Consider the following 17,705-nt stretch of genomic DNA (forward strand, 5'->3'; position numbering starts at 1 on the left):
ATGAGGGCGGTATGACTGGGTGAGACGAGGGGAGGCTGTAGCTGTCCTTCCCTTATCCGTCAGCGCTTTGCGCTGCCACCTTCTCCCCCGAGGGGAGAAGGGCAGGCGCGCGTCAGCTGCCGAGCAGCGGCTCGAGGATCTTGTCGAATTCGGCGAGGCTGAGTGCACCGGAGCGCTTCTGCCCGTTGATGAAGAAGGTCGGGGTGGAGTCCACGCCAGCCTTGGACCCACCTTCCTTAACCTGCGTGACAGCGTCGTAAATGTCCTGACGTTTCAGGCAGGCCTCGAAAGATTCCTGTGTGAAACCGGCCTGCTTGACCAGGCTCGAGAGCGCATCGACCGGCTTTTCGGTGAAGGCCCAGTTGCGCTGCTGCGCGAACAGCAGGTCGGTCAGCGGATAGTATTTGTCGGTGCCATTGCAGCGCGCCAGCATGAAGCCCGCCGTGGCCAGCGGATCGAGCGGGAACTCGCGCAGCACGAAACGCACTTTGCCGGTGTCGATGTACTTGGCCTTCAGCGCCGGCCAGGTCTCCTTGTGGAAGGCGGCGCAGTGGCTGCAGGTCAGCGAGGCGTATTCGATGATCGAGACCTTGGCGTCGGCGTTGCCGAGCCAGACGTCGCCGAGCGGGTTGGCAACGCCGGGAAGCGTCTGGGCCGAGGCGCCCTGGCTGGCGAGAAGCGGCGAGAGGGCCAAGGCGGCGGAGCCGATCAACACCTGACGGCGGCTGGTCATGAGACAATCCCTGATGGCGAAGCAATTGCTGCGGACCATAGTCGCCATCAGGATTGTGGCAAGATCGGTTCGCTGGTTCCCGCTCACGAAGCCGTGTCGTCGCCCGCGGCCTGGCGCCGCTGCGCGATGCCGCGCCCGAGCCGCGTCAACGCCTCGCGCAGCTCCACATTTTCGACGCCCGCGACCTGTGCCTCGATCCGCGCCAATACGGCGGGGTCCGGCGGCGGGGCCGGTTTCGGCGCGGGAGGCAGCGCGACCGGTCCCTGCTTCAGCACCAATTTACCGACGGCGCGCCAGCCGAGATGGCTGTTGACCCGCTCCAGCACGAGAGGCCCGAGCTGCTGCATCTCCAGCGCGAAGGCACCTTCGACGCGCACCACCAGCGTCGCCGGGTCCGAGAGCTCACCCGGCGCGCTACGACGCCGCGGCCAGTCGATCTTGAGCGGCCGCGTGCGTTGCGCCAGCCGCTCGCCGACGATCTCCGGCCAGAAGGAGACGACCGAGCGCCCGGCGAAGCCTTGGGCGGCGAGCGCCGGCGCGAGGCAGTCGTCGATCAATTCGGCGAGGGGTTTTGCGGGCATGGGCTATTTTGCGACGGGAGCCGTGCGGCGGCAAGCAGATCAACCAGCCGCCCTGTGGGCGCGCCATTCCGCTGCGGTGATCTCCCAGATTTCCGCCGGATGCTCGCCGGAGACGAAGCTGTGCGTCTCGACACCGACCATGCGCATGCCGCTACTCTGCGATATCCGGCGCGAAGCGATGTTCTCCACCGCTTTCGGCGCCCGTAGCAGATCGCGCCCGAGCACCTCGAACCAGAAGTCGGTCACGGCGACGACCGCCTCGCTCATCAGGCCCTGGCCGCGCCATTCGGGCGCGATCCAGAAGCCGCGATTGTTCTTCTCTCCAATCAAAAGGCTGATGACGCCGATCAGCCGCTCGGGCTCGGCCTTTTGGCGCAAGCTCCAATGCCATTCCGTGCCCGCGGCCATACCGGGCAGTGCCACGGTGCGCAGGAAGCTCTCTGCGCCATCGGGCGGATAGGGCCAGGGGATGTGGCTGGCGAGGAAGCGCACGATCTCCCATTGCGGAAAGATCGCCTGGATCGCAGGCGCGTCGTCGAGTGCCAGCGGCTTGAGCAGCAATCTTTCGGTTTCGAGGCTGGGAACGATATTGGCCATGATCGACAGGATTAGCCGCAATTGTTCAGCGGGTCAGCCAGCGAAACGCCCGCTTCAGGAAGGCACGGCCATCGGTTCTGACCGGGGTTCCGTGCGCCATCAGCACCTTCTCGGCAGGCCATGACAGCAGCCGCTCGGCAGCTGCTCGGGCCGCCTTCCTGTCGGTGAAGGCGAGGCGGAACTTCCTCGGCACCGAGGGTTCAAAAGCGAGCATCAGGTCCCACTTCGCGATGAGCGCGCGCCAACCGCGGAACCAGCGCGGCGGGAACTGCTGCAACAGGTCGGTGAACAGCACCGTGCCGCTCTTGGCATGAAAGAAGACGACTTCGGTCGTGATCACATTGCCCGCCATGACGATGTGAGCGATCTCGCTCGTCCAAGGCAGGATCGCCTCATCAGTGACCTCGGCATCGAAGGCGAGGTCCCTGCGCTTCTGCTGCAATCCCGGCGCGGCATAGAGGCGAGCCTCGGGATAAGCCTGCTTCCAGCTCGCGATGAACAGGTCATGCAGCGAGTTGGGCGTGACGAGATGGCGGACGGAGCCGAGCGATGCGAGCTCCGTCTTGAGTTCGTCGCTCAACGCGACCGGCGACCAGACGAACAGCTCTCCGTCAGCGAGGCGGATCACAGCCATGCGCGTCGGGTAGTTGAACCCGAGCGCCGCCGTCACCTGGGGCCCGCTCGCGATCCAGATCTCGGGACCGAATTCTTCCAGCTTCGTCATTACGACGCACCGACTCATCCAGCTTGTGAAAGATTCGTGCCGGCCGCGGACATTTGTATGACGGCTCATACAGAGCTTGCCTGACTGGCTCGACGCATTACACCCGGAATCATGGACGCTTCCGTTCCCCAGCCCCGCGCCGCCGATCTCCTCGCCTGGTATGACCGGCATCGCCGCGTCCTGCCCTGGCGGGCGCTGCCGGGCGAGCGGGCCGACCCTTACCGCGTCTGGGTCTCCGAGATCATGCTGCAGCAGACCACGATCGCGGCGGTGAAACCCTATTTCGAGCGCTTCATGGCGCGGTTCCCGACCGTCGAGGCGCTGGCGGCGGCGCCCTCGGAGAACGTCATGCAGGCCTGGGCCGGGCTGGGCTACTACTCCCGCGCCCGCAATCTCCATGCCTGCGCCCAGACGGTCGCACATCAGCATGGCGGCCGCTTTCCCGATACCGAGGAGGGCCTGCGTACCTTGCCGGGCATCGGCGCCTATACGTCGGGAGCCATCGCGGCGATCGCCTTCGACCGGCCCGCGGTCGCGGTCGACGGCAATGTCGAGCGGGTGATCACCCGGCTCTTCGCGATCGAGGGCGAGATGCCCGGGGCCAAGCCGCTGATCCGCGAGCGGGTGCTGGCTTTGCTGTCGCATGAGCGACCCGGCGATTTCGCGCAGGCGCTGATGGATCTGGGCGCGACGATCTGTACACCGCGCTCGCCGGCCTGCGGGCTCTGCCCCTGGCGCGAGCCTTGCCAGGCGCGCATCGCCGGCACGCAGGAGAGCTTTCCGCGCAAGGCGGCTAAGAAGACCGGCAAGACCCGCTATGGCGCGGCCTTCGTCGCGATGCGCGAGGATGGCGCCGTGCTGGTCCGCACCCGGCCGGTCAAGGGGTTGCTCGGTGGCATGGTCGAGGTGCCTGGTGGCGACTGGCGGGCGGATTACGAGGTGGATGACGCCCTGCGCGATGCGCCAGTGTCGGCGAAATGGCGCCGGCTAATGCTGCCGGTCCGCCACGTCTTCACGCATTTCCCGCTGGAGCTGACGATCTTCGCCGGGCGCGTCCCGCTGGAGACGCAGGCGCCGGACGGCATGCGTTTCACGCCGTTCAACAGGCTGAAGGAAGAGGCGTTTCCGAACGTCTTCCTGAAGGCGCTCGAGGCCGGGCTGGAAGAGCTGCAGCGGCCTTAGGCCGCCGCCATCTGCGTCCTGATCTCACCGCGCAGGACATCGAGCAGCATGGCTTTGCCGTCGCGCTCGACATGCCAGAAGGTCCAGCCATTGCAGGCTGGCAACCCCTGCGCCAGTGCGCCGACCTTGTGGATCGAGCCGACGGCCGGGCCGAGCACCAGAGTGCCATCGGCGCGGATGGTGGCGCTGTGACGGCGCTTCTCGTCGAAGACGCGCTCGCCCGCCTTGACCAGCCCGGCTTCGACCAGGCTGAGGAAGGGCACGCGCGGCTCGCTGCGCTTCGACGGCGCCGTGGCGAAGGCTTCCGGCGGCAGCGGCTGAACCGCAGCGATGCGCTCGCGGGCTGCGTTGGCGTAGACCTGCTCGCGCTCGATGCCGATGAAATGCCGGCCGAGTGCCTTGGCGACGGCACCGGTCGTGCCGGTGCCGAAGAAGGGATCGAGCACGACGTCGCCGGGATTGCTGGCCGAAAGCAGCACGCGGGCGAGCAGTGATTCGGGCTTCTGGGTCGGATGGACCTTGGCGCCCTTGTCGTCCTTCAGGCGCTCATCGCCGGTGCAGAGCGGCAGATACCAGTCCGAGCGCATCTGCAGGTCGTCATTGCCGCCCTTCAGTGCCTCGTAATGGAAGGTGTATTTGGACGCTTCGCCGCGCGCCGCCCAGATCAGCGTCTCATGCGCATTGGTGAAGCGGCGGCCGCGGAAGTTCGGCATCGGATTGGCTTTGCGCCAGACGATGTCGTTCAGCATCCAGAAGCCGAGATCCTGCAGGATCGAGCCGACGCGGAAGATGTTGTGATAGGAGCCGATCACCCAGAGCGCGCCGTCCGGCTTTAGCGCGCGGCGGCAGGCGGTGAGCCAGGCGCGGGTGAAGGCGTCGTAATCGGCGAAGGAGGCGAACTTGTCCCAGTCGTCGTCGACGGCGTCGACGAGGCTGTCGTCGGGCCGGCGCAGATCGCCGCCGAGCTGCAGATTGTAGGGCGGGTCTGCGAAGACAAGGTCGACGCTCCCGGGGGGGAGGGCCTCTATCGCGGCGACGCAATCGCCCACGATCACCTGGTCGAGCGGAAGCTCGCGAGGGAGTATCTGAGAGTGGAGAAGGCTCTTGGCCTTCATCCGGGCCCCCAGCGCGGGCCGTCCGGTACGCGAAACCTGAATCCGGACGGGAGCGCTGGCGGTCCCGGTACGCGAGGTACTCATGACGCCAAGACCGTTACGCAACTTCAACAGTCGCGATCCTGGCCGGTCAGGGTAAAGGGCGGGTTTCCAGGTTGAAAAAAATGCGTCCCATTCTGGGGCTGCAGATTTTGCCTAGCCCTTTGAATATGTTTGGGAATTCGTAACGGAAGTTAAGGAAGGGTAAGCGGCGCCTGGCTGCCGTTGGGGCAAGCGTCATGCTCGGGCTCGACCCGGGTATCTCGGGCCGGAAGAGGCTCCGGTTGCCGCCTGCTCGTCATGAGATTCTCGGGTCGGCGCTTCGCTCCCCCGAGAATGACGAGCCCGGTCGTCGCCGCTATCTCGTCCAGACACCCTTGATCGGCGCGAAGGAATAGCGGTGCGCAGGGCAGGGACCCTTTTCCTTGATGGCGGCGCGGTGCGCGGCCGTTCCGTAACCCGCATGGCTGGCGAAGCCATAGGCGGGGTAGGTGAGCGAGAGCCGCGCCATCATCCGATCGCGCATCACCTTGGCGACGATCGAGGCCGCGGCGATCGAGGCGATCAGCCCGTCGCCGCCGATGATCGCCTCGCAGCCGCAGGCCAGCGCCGGCGGATCGTTGCCGTCGACCAGGACGAGATCGGGCGATAGCGGTAGTGCTCCAACCGCGCGCCGCATGGAAAGCAGCGTCGCCTGCCGGATGTTGATCGTGTCGATCTCGGTCGCCGAGGCGCTGCCGACGCCGACAGCAAGCGCGCTGGCGAGGATTAGCACGCAGAGCTCTTCCCGGCGTTGGGCGCTGAGCTCCTTCGAATCGGCGAGTCCGTCGGGGATCGCCGAGGGGTCGAGGATGACGGCGGCCGCGACGACCGGGCCTGCGAGCGGACCGCGCCCGACCTCGTCCACGCCGGCGACGCGGGCGCGCCCGGCAATCATCGCGGCCTGCTCGCGGCTGAAATCGGCGGTCATGGCCCGGCTATGCCAGATCGTGGCCTGAAGGTCTGCCGGAATTGCATCTTGTCCACCAGCCACGATCCATATCCAACCGGTCATCCCGGGCGGACGTAGTCCGACCCGGGATCCATTCCGGAACGGCTCAGGCATGGATCCCGGACCTCCGCTTCGCTGCGTCCGGGATGACATCCGTGGGTATGCGGGATCAGAACAAGCTCAACTGCGCCTTCTCCTTCTCCGGCTTGACGAAGAGGTCGGTGCGAAGCCGCAGCCGCGTGCTGTTGAAGCCGAGCCGCTCGGCCGCCATTTCGAAGCGCCTGCCGATCATCCAGGCATAGGGGCCGGAGCCGACCTGGCGCTGGCCCCAGGCGGCATCATAGTCCTTGCCGCCGCGGGTCGAGCGGATCAGCGAGACGACATGGCGCATCTTGTCGGGGTGATGCGTCACCAGCCAGTCCTGCACGATGTCCTTCACCTCGAGCGGCAGGCGCAGCAGCACATAGCCGGCCTCGCGAGCTCCCGCAGCCTTGGCGGAGTCGAGGATGCGCTCGATCTCATGCTCGTTGATCGCCGGCACGATCGGCGCGACCAGCACCGTCACCGGAATGCCGGCTTCCGACAGCTTGCGGATCGTCTCGATGCGCTTGGCCGGGGCGGCGGCGCGCGGCTCCATGTTGCGGGAAAGCTTAGGATCGAGCGTCGTCACCGAGAGCGCGACCTTGACCAGCCCCTTTGCCGCCATGGGCGCGAGGATGTCGATGTCGCGCTGCACCAGCGCCGATTTGGTGACGATGCCGACCGGGTGGTTGAACTTCGCCAGCACCTCGAGGATCGAACGCATGATCCTGAGCTTCTTCTCGATTGGCTGGTAGGCGTCGGTATTGGTGCCGATCGCGATGGTGCGCGGCTGGTAGCTCGGCGAGGACAGTTCCTTCTCAAGCAGCAGCGCCGCATCGGGCTTGGCGGTCAGCTTGCTCTCGAAGTCGAGTCCGGGCGAGAGGCCGAGATAGGCATGGCTCGGCCGCGCGAAGCAGTAAACGCAGCCATGCTCGCAGCCGCGATAAGGGTTGATCGAGCGGTCGAACGAAATATCCGGGGAGTCATTGCGTGTAATGATCGTGCGCGGCTTCTCGACCGAGACTTCGGTCTTGAACGGCGGCAGTTCGCCGAGCGAGCCCCAGCCATCATCCTCGCTGATGCGCTGTTCTGCCTCATAGCGGCCGCCGGGGTTGATCGTCGCGCCGCGTCCGCGCCGTCTGTCAGGGTCGATCTGGCTGCCGATATGGGCGAGCGGATCGACCGGCGCGAGCCGCACCGGTGCCGAGACCGTGCCCGGCTCGCTGTCGCGGCGCTTGAGCGGTTGCGTCTTGGCTGAGGGTCTGGCCTGCAGCATGGCTTCGTCTCCTCGGCGGAATCGGATGTTCCGAGACCAAGGAATGTGAACATATAGAGAACGAAAGGCAAGTGACAGGATTGCGACATGTTGCACTGCGTCATAAGCTGATCGCTCATGATCACTGCCGTCATCTGGGCCAATCGTGACGCCGAGGCGCTGGCCGCGACCTTGTCCGTGCTGATTCCAGCGGTCGCCAAGGGCGTGATCGGCCATGCCGTGGTGGTCGACGATGGCGACGACGCCGCGATCGCGCGGCTCGCCGATGAGACCGGTGCGAGCTACGTCAAGGCCAAGGCCGGCGAGGCCTGGTCGTCAGGAGTCGCCCAGGCGCGCGGCGACTGGGTGATCCTGCTTGAGGCCGGCGACCTGCCCGAGCCGCAATGGACGCCGAGCATCGAGCGGCATCTGTTGACCGCAGCGGCTCGGCCGGCGCTGATGCCGCTGCGCGGCATGGCTGCGGCGCTGCGCGAATGGGGCGCGGTCTCGCTGCGCTCGCGCGGCGTCAGGGCGGGGCTGCTCGCGCCCAAGAAGCAGATCCTCTCCGGCCGGCTGGCGCGTGCGCCGCGCCGGCTTACGGTCCGCCGCGAGCGCGCCGAGCTCTGAGGCTCAGAGCTGGTTGGTGCGGAAGGTGTCGCAGCTCTGCATAGAGCCCGATTTGAAGCCGGTGTTGAACCAGCGGGTACGTTGCGCCGACGAGCCGTGCGTGAAGGAATCCGGCACGACCACGCCGCGGCCCTGCTGCTGCAGCTTGTCGTCGCCGATCGCCGAAGCTGTTCGCATCGCCTCGTCGATGTCGCCGGCCTCGATCCGGTCCATCGCCTGGAGGTTGTAGGCCCAGACGCCGGCGAAGCAGTCGGCCTGCAATTCGACGCGCACCGACAGCGCATTCGATTCGCGCTCGGAGATCCGTTGGCGCAGTTCGTTCACCTTGGGCAGGATGCCGAGCTGGTTCTGGATATGATGGCCAATCTCGTGGCCGATGACATAGGCATAGGCGAAGTCGCCGCCGCCGCCGAGCTTGCGCTGCATCTCCTGGAAGAAGGAGAGGTCGAGATAGACCCTCTGGTCGTTGGGGCAATAGAACGGCCCCATCGCCGACTGGGCCGTGCCGCATCCCGAGCGATCGACCCCGCTGAACAGCACCAGCTTGGGCGGTACGTATTTCCGGTTGGCCTGCTGCGGCAGCACCTTCGTCCAGATGTCTTCGTTCTGCGCCAGCACGGCCGAGATGAACTTGCCCATCTCGTCCTGCGGCGGGCCGGCCGATTTGCGCTGCTCCTGTGTCGGCGCGCTGCGTCCGCCGATGCCGCCGATCATCTCGGCGCCGCCGATCAAAAGGCGTGGATCAATGCCGAGCGCCCAGCCGAGCAGGCCGAGCACGACCATGGTGCCGATGCCGATGCCACCGCGACCGCCGGGAAGGCCGGCATATTCGCCACCACCACCGCCGCGCCGATCCTCGACGTTCTCGGACTGGCGGTAATCTTCCCAACGCATGTGCGAACCCTTGTTGCAGCGCCGCCAATGTCGGCGAGGACGCGGCGGAACTCAAGCGTTGCCGTTAGCCCGGCCGCGGCGAGCGGCTATTTCGCTTCGCCGCGCGATACGTCGGTGATCATGCGGGCGAGCAGATAGAGCCGGGGCACGATCGAATCGAGCGCGACGTACTCGTTCTGATTCGAATGAGAGCCAAAGCCCCTGAGGCCGAAGCCCTCGATCACCGGCCCCTTGGCTTGAAGCGCGGCATAGGCTGCGTCGGTTCCGCCGCCGCTTGCCCTTTCGGCGATGGTCAGCGGGCGGCCGATCTCGCCGAAAACGCGCTTGGCATGCGCGCCCAGGTCCTTGCTGGCCTCGGTCGGCGCCAAGGGCGGGCGCCCGCGGGTAAATGTCGCCTCCACCACCGTGTCGGGGATGAGCTTGTTCTGGATGCGCTCCTTCACCGCGGCCTCGATCAGGTCGAAATCGGCCATGCGCAGTGCCCGCATGTCACCTTGTGCCTTCGCCTCGGCCGGAATCGCGTTGCTGACCGAGCCTGCGGACGCGAGCGTCCAGTTCAGCTTGAGGCCCATCTCCGGCTTGGAGAGATCGCGCATCTGCAAGATCTGGTGGGCGAGCTCGTACAGCGCGTTGCGGCCCATTTCAGGTGAGCTGCCGGCATGCGAGGCCCGGCCGGTGACCTTGAGCTGCACGGAGCCGACGCCGCTGGTGGCGAGGCGGAGCGTGTCCTGGCCGATCCCGGAGCCTTCGCAGGAAAACACTGCGTCCTGCTCGGCCGCGAGCCTGGTGATCAGCGCCCTGGAGCCGGCCGAGCCGATCTCCTCGTCGCCGTTGATGAGCACGGTCAGCGTGCCATAGTCCCTGGCCGCGAGCGTGTTGAGCAGCGCGACGGTGTGGAGGATCAGGGCGACGCCATGCTTGTCGTCGGCGATACCGAGGCCATAGGCCTTGTCGCCCTCGATCCGGAAGGGCTGCTGGGCCAGCATGCCCTTGGCGTAGACCGTATCCATATGCGCGAGCAGCAGGATCTTCCTGGTGCCGCTGCCCTTGAAGCGGGCGAGCGCGATTTTGGCCGGCGATCGTGTCGGCTCGGCCGAGTCGATCAGCTCCGTCTCGCCACCGAGGGCTTTCAGGCGCTCGGCAATGAGGCTAGCGATCGTCGCAAGTCCCTGGGCATCGCGCGACCCTGACTCGATCGAGACCAGGGCCTTGAGCGTCTCGAGATAAGCGGGCTTCTCGGCTTCCGCCGCGTCGAGGACCGGCTTCTGCGGCGCCGCCAGGGCTGGGACGGCAGCCAGCATCAAGATGCCCACCGCTGCGCGACGCAATGTCTCGATCCCGCTCATGGCTTGATCCCGCTCAGGCTTGCTTCCTTCTGCCCATCCTACGTGTGGGTGGCCTCAATGATAACCGGCATCGGCCTTCACCTTGCCGCGGAAGGTCCAGTACACGAAGGCCGTGTAGAACAGGATCATCGGCAGCAGGAAGCTGACGCCGATCAGCACGAAGACATGCGAGGCCGGCGCTGCCGCAGTGTCCCAGATCGTCAGGCCGGGCGGCACCAGATAGGGATAGTTCGAGATCGCAAGGCCGAGGAAGCAGAGCAGGAAGATCGCGATCGTGAAGGCGAAGGGCGTGAACTCATGCGCGCCATGCAGCCGCTTCCAGGCCATGTAGCCGCAAAAGGCGGTCAGCACCGGGAAGGGCCAGAGCAGCACAAGGTTCGACGGGGCGAACCAGCGCTCGGCGATGCGCGGATGCGCATAGGGCGTCCACAGCGAGACCACCACGGCGAAGGCGAGCAGGCCCAGCAGCAGCGTCCTGGCCTGCCGGCGCGCCCGCTCGGCCACCGGCCCTTCGGTCTTGTAGACCAGCCAGGTCGCGCCGAGCGTGGCATAGCCGATGACGACACCGGCGCCGCACATCAGCGTGAACGGGGTCAGCCAGTCGAGCGGGCCGCCGGCAAACTGCTTGTCGACCACCTTCACGCCCTGGAGCAGGCCGCCGAGGATCAGCCCTTGCGCAAAGGCCGCCACCGTCGATCCTGCCCAGAAGGCGAGGTCCCATATCCTGTGATGGGGCTTGGCCACCCAGCGGAACTCGAAGGCGACGCCGCGGAAGATCAGCGCCAGCAGCATCAGGATCACCGGGATGTAGAAGGCCGGCATGATGACGGCGTAGGCATAGGGGAAGGCGACCCATAAGCCGCCGCCGCCGAGCACCAGCCACGTTTCGTTGCCGTCCCAGAACGGCGCGACCGAATTCATCATCTGGTCGCGCTCGCTTTCGTCCCTGGTCGTCGGGAACAGGATGGCGATGCCGAGGTCGAAACCGTCGAGCACGACATAGAGCATCACGGCGGTGCCGATCAGCCCGGCCCAGATCACGGGGAGATACCATTCCATCTCAGGTTCTCCTCAATTCGCCGGCTGGATCTTGTCGTCGCCGGGGTGGCCGTCGCCGAAAATGGCGGAGGCCGGCGCCTGCGCGGCCTTGAGCGGCCGCTTCGAGGGCTGTTCGGGCGGGTCTTCCGGGCTGATCTCGTCCGGCCCCTTGTCGATCAGGCGGTTGATCAGGGCGATGCCGGCGGCGAAGACGACGCAGTAGACGAAGACGAACAGCGCCAGCGAGATCGCGACCTCCAGCGTCGTCACCGGCGAGACTGCGTCCTTCGAGCGCAGGATGCCGGTAGCGAGCCAGGGCTGGCGGCCGACTTCGGTAACGAACCAGCCCGACAGGATGGCGAGGAAGCCTGCCGGCCAGCTGTATTGGGCGAGCCAGAGCCAGCTGCGCGTCTCGAAGACGGCGCCGCGCTTCCACAGCCAGGCGCCGACCCAGCCGAAGACGATCATCAGCGTGCCGATGCCGACCATCAGGCGGAAGGCGAAGAAGGGGATGAGCACCGGCGGGCGGTCCTCGACCTTGAAATCCTTCAGGCTCGGAAAGAGCGCGTCCATGCTGCCATGGGTCAGCAGGCTGGCGACGCCGGGGATCGCGATCTCGAAACGGTTGAGCTCCGCCTTCTCGTCCGGCCAGGCGAAGAGCACGAGCGCGCCGGGCTTGGAGGAGTCCCAATGCGCCTCGATCGCGGCGAGCTTGGCCGGCTGGTAGATCGCGGTCTGCTTGCCGTGGAAGTCGCCGATCACGGCCTGTAGTGGCGCGGTCAGCGCGATCATCAGGATCGCCATGCGCACCATCGTCCTGGCCGATTCGGTGCGGTGCCCGGCGAGCAGATGGCGCGCCCCGGTCGCCAGCACGACGAAGGCAGTGGTGAGGTAGGCCGCCGTCATCATATGCGCGAAGCGCAAGGGGAAGGTCGGGTTGAAGATGATCTTCAGCCAGTCGACCGGGTAGGCGATGCCGTCGCGGACCTCGTGCCCGGCGGGGTACTGCATCCAGCTATTGGCGGAGAGGATCCAGAAGCCGGAAAGGGCGGTGCCGCCGGCGACGATCACGGCCGAGAGGAAATGCAGCCAGGGCGGCACGCGCTTCCAGCCGAACAACAGCACGCCGAGGAAGGAGGCCTCGAGGAAGAAGGCGGTGAGCACCTCGTAGCCGATCAGCGGGCCGATGACGTTGCCGACCGCGACAGAGAACCGGCTCCAGTTCGTGCCGAACTGGTAGGACAGCACAATGCCGGAGACCACGCCCATGGCGAAGGACACGGCGAAGATCTTGGTCCAGAACCGGGCGAGGAGATGGAATTTCTGGTCGCCGGTCTTCAGCCACAGGCCGAGCAACGTCGCGATATAGGCCGAGAGCCCGATCGTGAAGGCAGGGAAGACGATGTGGAAGGAGATCGTGAAGGCGAACTGGATGCGTGACAGCAGAAAGGCGTCGATTTCCATCGCATCGCTCCGGCGTGCCGGCCACGGATCGCCATGGCCGAATGACCCTGCTGGTTGCAGCGTCTACTTTGCACTCGGAATAATCAAGGCGATGCGACAGGGCAGCCGGTGCCGATGCCGCAGTGGCATCGCGCCGCTGCGTCAAAGCGCGGCGAGGGCGGTCTTGAGCGCGCGCAGGTCGCGCCAGGCCAGGCGCTTCTGCAAGGGCTGGCGCAGCAGGTAAGCCGGGTGCAGCGTCGCGATCGCCCGGATCATGCGCGTGCCGGTGTCGTATTCCATCCAGCGCCCGCGCGAGGCCAGGATGCCGGAGACGCCCAGCAGCCCCTGTGCCGAGGGGCCGCCGATGCAGACCAGAACATCCGGATCGACCAGTTCGATCTGGCGCTGGATGAAGGGCAGGCAGATCGCGACCTCCTGCGGCGTCGGCGTGCGGTTGCCGGGCGGCCGCCAGGGCAGGAGATTGGCGATATAGACGTGCTCCTGCCGGTTGAGCCCGATCGCAGCCAGCATCCGGTCGAGCAACTGTCCCGAGCGGCCGACGAAGGGCAGGCCGATCCGGTCCTCGTCGGCGCCCGGCGCCTCGCCAACGAACATCACCTTCGCGGCCGGGTTGCCGTCGGCGAAGACGAGGTTCTTGGCGGTCGCCTTGAGCGGGCAGCCCTCGAAGCTCGCCAGCGCGGTCTTGAGCGCGTCCAGCGTCATCGCCTCGCGTGCCAGCGCTCGCGCCGACAGCGCCGCCTCGTCAGGCGGGGTTGCCGCAGCCACGGCCACAGGGCGCCTGACGGGTTGCTGCACAGCGCCCGCTGACCGTGCGACAGGCTGTCGCGCCGGTTCCGGTGCGGCTGCGAAATGGTCGTGCGGCGTCTCGTCGAGCGCCTCGGTCACGCCCATTTCGGCGTACCAGGCGATCAATTCAGCTGCGGAGACGGCGTCGAGCGACATGAGCGCGAGAATAGAGCGGCGTTCGGAACGAAGCGAGCCCTTCGCTGTTGCAAAATGAACGGGAGCCCCGGATAGAGGAATTCCAATCAGCCTTGCGGCAGCGCTTGGCGGGTTGATCAAGATAGTTCATATATAAACTATCTAACGAGACATAGCCGGCGCGGGGTGGAGGGCAGCATGGATCTGAAGGAAGCGCAGAGCACGCCGCGCGAGAGCATGGACTATGACGTCGTCATCGTCGGCGCCGGTCCCGCCGGGCTCGCCGCCGCGATCCGGCTGAAGCAGCTCGACGAAGCCATCTCGGTCGTCGTGGTCGAGAAGGGCTCCGAGGTCGGCGCGCACATCCTCTCCGGCGCGGTCATCGATCCGAGCGGCCTCGACAAGCTCCTGCCCGACTGGCGCGAGGACGAGGCTCGCCCGCTGCATACGCAGGTGACCGAGGACGTCTTCTATTTCCTCGGCCCGGCCGGCGGGGCGCGCCTGCCGAACTTCGCCATGCCGAAGCTGATGAACAATCACGGCAACTTCGTCGGCTCGCTCGGCCTGGTCGCAAAATACCTTGCGGCGCGAGCCGAGGCGCTCGGCGTCGAGATCTATCCCGGCTTCGCCGCCGCCGAGCTGCTCTACAATGAGGACGGCTCGGTCGGCGGCATCGCTACCGGCGACATGGGCATTGCCAAGGATGGCACGGTCTCCGACCGCTTCACCCGCGGCATGGAATTGCGCGGCCGCTATACGTTGCTTGGTGAGGGCGCGCGCGGCTCGCTCTCCAAGATCGCGATCAAGCGCTTCGCCCTCGACGAGGGCCGTGAGCCGCAGAAATACGGCATCGGCCTCAAGGAAATCTGGCAGGTCAAGCCGGAGAAGTTCAAGAAGGGGCTGGTGCAGCACTCCTTCGGCTGGCCTCTCGACATGTCGACCGGCGGCGGCTCCTTCCTCTACCATTTCGACGACAACCTGGTTTCTGTCGGCTTTGTCGTCCACCTCAACTATACGAACCCGACGCTCTCGCCCTTCGACGAGTTCCAGCGCTTCAAGACGCACCCGATGATCCGCGACGTCTTCGAGGGCGCCAAGCGCCTCTCCTATGGCTCGCGCGCCATCACCGAGGGCGGCTGGCAGTCGGTGCCGAAGCTGACTTTCCCGGGCGGGGCGCTGATCGGCTGCTCGGCAGGCTTCGTCAACGTGCCGCGCATCAAGGGCAGCCACAACGCCATCCTGTCGGGCATGCTGGCGGCCGAGCATCTCGTGCCGGCGCTGGCGGCAGGCCGCTCGCATGACATGGTCGACGGCATCGAGGACAGCTGGCGCGCCTCCGAGATCGGGCGCGACCTCAAGCTGGTGCGTAACGTCAAGCCGCTTTGGTCGAAGCTCGGCACGCTCGGCGGCGTCATGCTCGGCGGCATCGACATGTGGCTGAACCAGCTCTTCGGCTGGTCGCCCTTCGGCACGCTGAAGCACGGCAAGCCCGACCACGCCACGCTGAAGCCGATCGGCATGGTCAAGCCGATCGTTTACCCCAGGCCCGACGGCAAGATCTCCTTCGACAAGCTCTCCTCGGTCTTCCTCTCGGCGACCAATCATGAGGAGGACCAGCCGGCGCATCTGAAGCTGACCGACCCGAACGTGCCGGTGCTGCAGAACCTGCCGATCTATGGCGAGCCGGCGCGGCTCTATTGCCCGGCCGGCGTCTATGAGGTGGTCTATGCCGATCCGGAGAAGCAGTCGCTGCCGCGCTTCGTGATCAACGCGCAGAACTGCGTTCACTGCAAGACCTGCGACATCAAGGACCCCGCCCAGAACATCACCTGGACGGTGCCGGAAGGGGCGGGCGGTCCGAACTACTCGAACATGTGATCGCGCTGGCAGCCGGTTCGCGATGAGCGCTTGAAACGTGAAAGGCCGCGCGGCTTGGACCGCGCGGCCTTTTTCATTGTTCAGCCCTGAAAAGGCGACGAATCAGCCCTTGCGGACGATTGGAGCCGGCTTCTCGGGTTCCTTGGTGGCGCAGCCGCCGGCAATGCCGGCGAGCGTGAGAACGGCCGCCAGCGCGAGCGAGACCTTCTTCATCTGGGAGCACCTTTGACGAATCGCCGCGAACGCGCGGCGGAACGAAGACTACGCCTGAAAAATTGACCGAATCTATCGTGTTCGTGGGAGAGCCGGGCGGCCTGTGACTTTTTCACGTCAGCGTGACAGCGATGACGCAGCAGGGGGCGCCGCTCTTGTCGGCAAGCCCGGAAACGGCCATGTTGGCGGCCTAATCGTTCAGGTCACGGTCCCGTCGACGGACCAGTCCCCGGCGACCGGGGCGGACCGAGGAGAATGTCGAACGTGACGTTTCAGATCAACGGCCGTAGCGCCGCTCTTGTGCTGGCGTTTGTCGCAGGTTTGCATGTCGGCGTGCCGGCACTCGCGCAGGCGCGCCCGGTCGAGAAGTTCGAGCCGGCCGAGAGTCTTGAAGGCAATTACCTGGCGGCCGTGGTAGCCGGCTCGGCCCGGGATCTTGGCGCGGCCTCGATCTATCTGCGCGAGGCGATCCGGAACGATCCGCAGAACAGCGAACTGCTCGAGCGCGGCTTCGTCGCCTTCCTCGCCGATGGCGCGATGAACGAAACGTTCCGCGCCGCTGAGAAGCTGATCCAGCGCGACGCCACCAATGGCCTCGCCCAGCTCGCGCTCGGCGTGCGTGCGCTGAAGCAGAAGAACTATGGTGCCGCCCGCACCCAGCTGCAGCGCGGCGGCCGTGGCCGCTCTGCCGACATCACCGCGACCCTGCTCGCCGCCTGGGCTTACTCGGGCTCGGGCGAGACGAATCGCGCCATCGACACGCTGGAGCGTCTCAAGGGCGAATCGACCTTCGATCGCTTCCGCGATTTCCATGCCGGGCTGATCCTTGACATCGCGGGGCGCCGCAACGAGGCGAATCGCCGCCTCAAGGCGGCCTATGATGCCGAGAAGACCAATCTGCGCCTCGTCGATCTCTGGGCGCGCCAGCAGGCGCGCGCTGGCGATAGTGAGGCGGCCCTGGCGACCCTGAACGATTTCGAGCGGAGCGTCCGCCCGAACCATCCGGTGGTCCGCGACGCCATCGCCAAGATCGGCAGCAAGGAGCCGCTGCAGCGCATCGTCGGCAACACCCAGCAGGGCGCCGCCGAAGTGCTCTACGGGCTCGCGAGCGCGGGCATTCTTCAGGGCGACGAGGCGACCGCGCTGCTCTATCTGCGCTTTGCGGTCCATCTCGATCCCGGCCACGACCTCGCCGTGCTGACGCTGGCCGATATCCTGGAGCGCGCCAAGCAGACCGAGGACGCCGTCCAGGTCTACCGGCGCATGCCGGAGAACTCGCCGCTGCGCCCTGTCGCCGACATCCAGATCGGGCTCGGCCTCGAGCAGCTCGGCAAGACCGACGAAGCGGTCAAGCATCTCGAGGGCATCATCACGGCCCGCCCCGACGACATCGAGGCGATCTCCGCGCTCGGCAACATCTATCGCTCGCGCAAGCGCTTCGAGGAGGCGGCCGCGACCTATGACAAGGCGGTCGCCAAGCTCGGCACACCGAGCCGCGCCAACTGGGACATCTTCTATTCGCGCGGCATCGCCTATGAGCGTATCAAGAAATGGCCGCAGGCCGAGGCCGATCTGCGCAAGTCGCTGGAGCTGATGCCGGAGGCACTCGGCCGCGAGCGCGCCCTGGTGCTGAATTATCTCGGCTATTCGCTGGTCGACCAGAACCTCAAGCTCGAAGAGGCGCTCGGCATGCTGCGCCGTGCCGTGGAGCTTCGCCCGCGCGACGGTTACATCATCGACTCGCTCGGCTGGGCGCATTACCGGCTCGGCCGCTATGACGAGGCGGTGACGGAGCTGGAGAAGGCGATGGAGCTGCGCCCGTCCGACCCGGTGATCAACGACCATCTCGGCGACGTCTACTGGAAGACCGGACGCTATCTCGAAGCGCGCTATCAGTGGAACTATGCCCGCGATCTCGGGCCGGAGCCGGAGGATCTGACCCGGATCCTGCGCAAGATCGACAAGGGTCTGGAAGACCCGGCGCCCTCGGCCAATGCGGCCGAGCCGAAGAAGGATGGCGGCTGAT

16 protein-coding genes are annotated in these 17,705 nt (G+C 66.3%); 4 read left to right on the forward strand and 12 right to left on the reverse strand.

All coding sequences use genetic code 11. The annotated features are described in order from the left end of the window. Positions 1-112 precede the first annotated feature (112 nt). The 4 genes from GV161_RS17475 to GV161_RS17490 all read right to left on the reverse strand — a co-directional run bounded on the left by GV161_RS17475 (position 113) and on the right by GV161_RS17490 (position 2,635). The gene (locus GV161_RS17475; RefSeq protein ID WP_152016900.1) at positions 113-733 is read right to left on the reverse strand and encodes a DsbA family protein; all 621 of its coding nucleotides are present in this window, start codon (positions 731-733) and stop codon (positions 113-115) included. A gap of 83 nt (positions 734-816) precedes the next feature. Continuing rightward, positions 817-1,314, reverse strand: coding sequence for a DciA family protein (locus GV161_RS17480; protein ID WP_152016901.1), 498 nt, complete (start codon positions 1,312-1,314; stop codon positions 817-819). 39 nt (positions 1,315-1,353) lie between these two features. After that, a complete protein-coding gene (locus GV161_RS17485; RefSeq protein ID WP_152016902.1) occupies positions 1,354-1,911 on the reverse strand; it encodes a GNAT family N-acetyltransferase in 558 nt (185 codons plus the stop codon). 25 nt (positions 1,912-1,936) lie between these two features. Then, complete coding sequence (locus tag GV161_RS17490; protein ID WP_152016903.1) at positions 1,937-2,635, reverse strand: DUF4336 domain-containing protein; 699 nt, start codon at positions 2,633-2,635, stop codon at positions 1,937-1,939. Positions 2,636-2,746: 111 nt separating this feature from the next. Here GV161_RS17490 and mutY point away from each other — a divergent pair, with 111 nt between their 5' ends. Next, positions 2,747-3,817, forward strand: coding sequence for an A/G-specific adenine glycosylase (mutY, locus tag GV161_RS17495; RefSeq protein WP_152016904.1), 1,071 nt, complete (start codon positions 2,747-2,749; stop codon positions 3,815-3,817). Here the strand turns inward: mutY and GV161_RS17500 are convergent. The 3 genes from GV161_RS17500 to GV161_RS17510 all read right to left on the reverse strand — a co-directional run bounded on the left by GV161_RS17500 (position 3,814) and on the right by GV161_RS17510 (position 7,319). Continuing rightward, positions 3,814-5,016 (reverse strand): site-specific DNA-methyltransferase, encoded by a 1,203-nt coding sequence (locus GV161_RS17500; protein ID WP_152017502.1) that lies wholly within the window; start codon positions 5,014-5,016, stop codon positions 3,814-3,816. The two genes, mutY and GV161_RS17500, sit on opposite strands and share 4 nt — an antisense overlap. 313 nt (positions 5,017-5,329) lie before the next feature. Further along, complete coding sequence (locus GV161_RS17505; protein WP_152016905.1) at positions 5,330-5,941, reverse strand: ribonuclease HII; 612 nt, start codon at positions 5,939-5,941, stop codon at positions 5,330-5,332. 190 nt (positions 5,942-6,131) lie between these two features. After that, the gene (locus GV161_RS17510) at positions 6,132-7,319 is read right to left on the reverse strand and encodes a PA0069 family radical SAM protein (RefSeq protein ID WP_152016906.1); all 1,188 of its coding nucleotides are present in this window, start codon (positions 7,317-7,319) and stop codon (positions 6,132-6,134) included. A 117-nt stretch (positions 7,320-7,436) separates the two neighbouring features. Here GV161_RS17510 and GV161_RS17515 point away from each other — a divergent pair, with 117 nt between their 5' ends. Then, positions 7,437-7,925: a glycosyltransferase family A protein gene (locus tag GV161_RS17515; RefSeq protein ID WP_152016907.1), complete on the forward strand. Its 489-nt coding sequence runs from the start codon at positions 7,437-7,439 to the stop codon at positions 7,923-7,925. Between the two features lie 3 nt (positions 7,926-7,928). Here the strand turns inward: GV161_RS17515 and GV161_RS17520 are convergent, their stop codons facing one another. The 5 genes from GV161_RS17520 to GV161_RS17540 form a co-directional block, all read right to left on the reverse strand. Further along, on the reverse strand, positions 7,929-8,819 hold the full coding sequence (locus GV161_RS17520) for a neutral zinc metallopeptidase (RefSeq protein WP_152016908.1): 891 nt from the start codon (positions 8,817-8,819) through the stop codon (positions 7,929-7,931). An 86-nt stretch (positions 8,820-8,905) separates the two neighbouring features. Beyond that, positions 8,906-10,165 (reverse strand): glutamate carboxypeptidase, encoded by a 1,260-nt coding sequence (locus tag GV161_RS17525; protein WP_152016909.1) that lies wholly within the window; start codon positions 10,163-10,165, stop codon positions 8,906-8,908. Between the two features lie 54 nt (positions 10,166-10,219). After that, on the reverse strand, positions 10,220-11,224 hold the full coding sequence (gene cydB / locus GV161_RS17530) for a cytochrome d ubiquinol oxidase subunit II (RefSeq protein ID WP_152016910.1): 1,005 nt from the start codon (positions 11,222-11,224) through the stop codon (positions 10,220-10,222). A 12-nt stretch (positions 11,225-11,236) separates the two neighbouring features. Continuing rightward, the gene (locus tag GV161_RS17535) at positions 11,237-12,667 is read right to left on the reverse strand and encodes a cytochrome ubiquinol oxidase subunit I (RefSeq protein WP_152016911.1); all 1,431 of its coding nucleotides are present in this window, start codon (positions 12,665-12,667) and stop codon (positions 11,237-11,239) included. A 141-nt stretch (positions 12,668-12,808) separates the two neighbouring features. Next, positions 12,809-13,609, reverse strand: coding sequence for a uracil-DNA glycosylase (locus GV161_RS17540; protein ID WP_152016912.1), 801 nt, complete (start codon positions 13,607-13,609; stop codon positions 12,809-12,811). A 177-nt stretch (positions 13,610-13,786) separates the two neighbouring features. On the opposite strand from GV161_RS17540, the gene GV161_RS17545 reads away from it, so the two are divergent. Further along, entirely contained in the window at positions 13,787-15,466 is a 1,680-nt protein-coding gene (locus GV161_RS17545) for an electron transfer flavoprotein-ubiquinone oxidoreductase (RefSeq protein WP_244624253.1), read from the forward strand. Positions 15,467-15,943: 477 nt separating this feature from the next. Further along, positions 15,944-17,704 carry a tetratricopeptide repeat protein gene (locus GV161_RS17550; RefSeq protein WP_244624254.1) on the forward strand — a complete coding sequence of 587 codons (1,761 nt, stop codon included), beginning with the start codon at positions 15,944-15,946 and terminating at the stop codon, positions 17,702-17,704. The last annotated feature ends 1 nt before the right edge of the window (position 17,705 follow it).

This window comes from Bosea sp. 29B (genome assembly GCF_902506165.1).
In the GTDB taxonomy this organism is placed as follows: domain Bacteria; phylum Pseudomonadota; class Alphaproteobacteria; order Rhizobiales; family Beijerinckiaceae; genus Allobosea.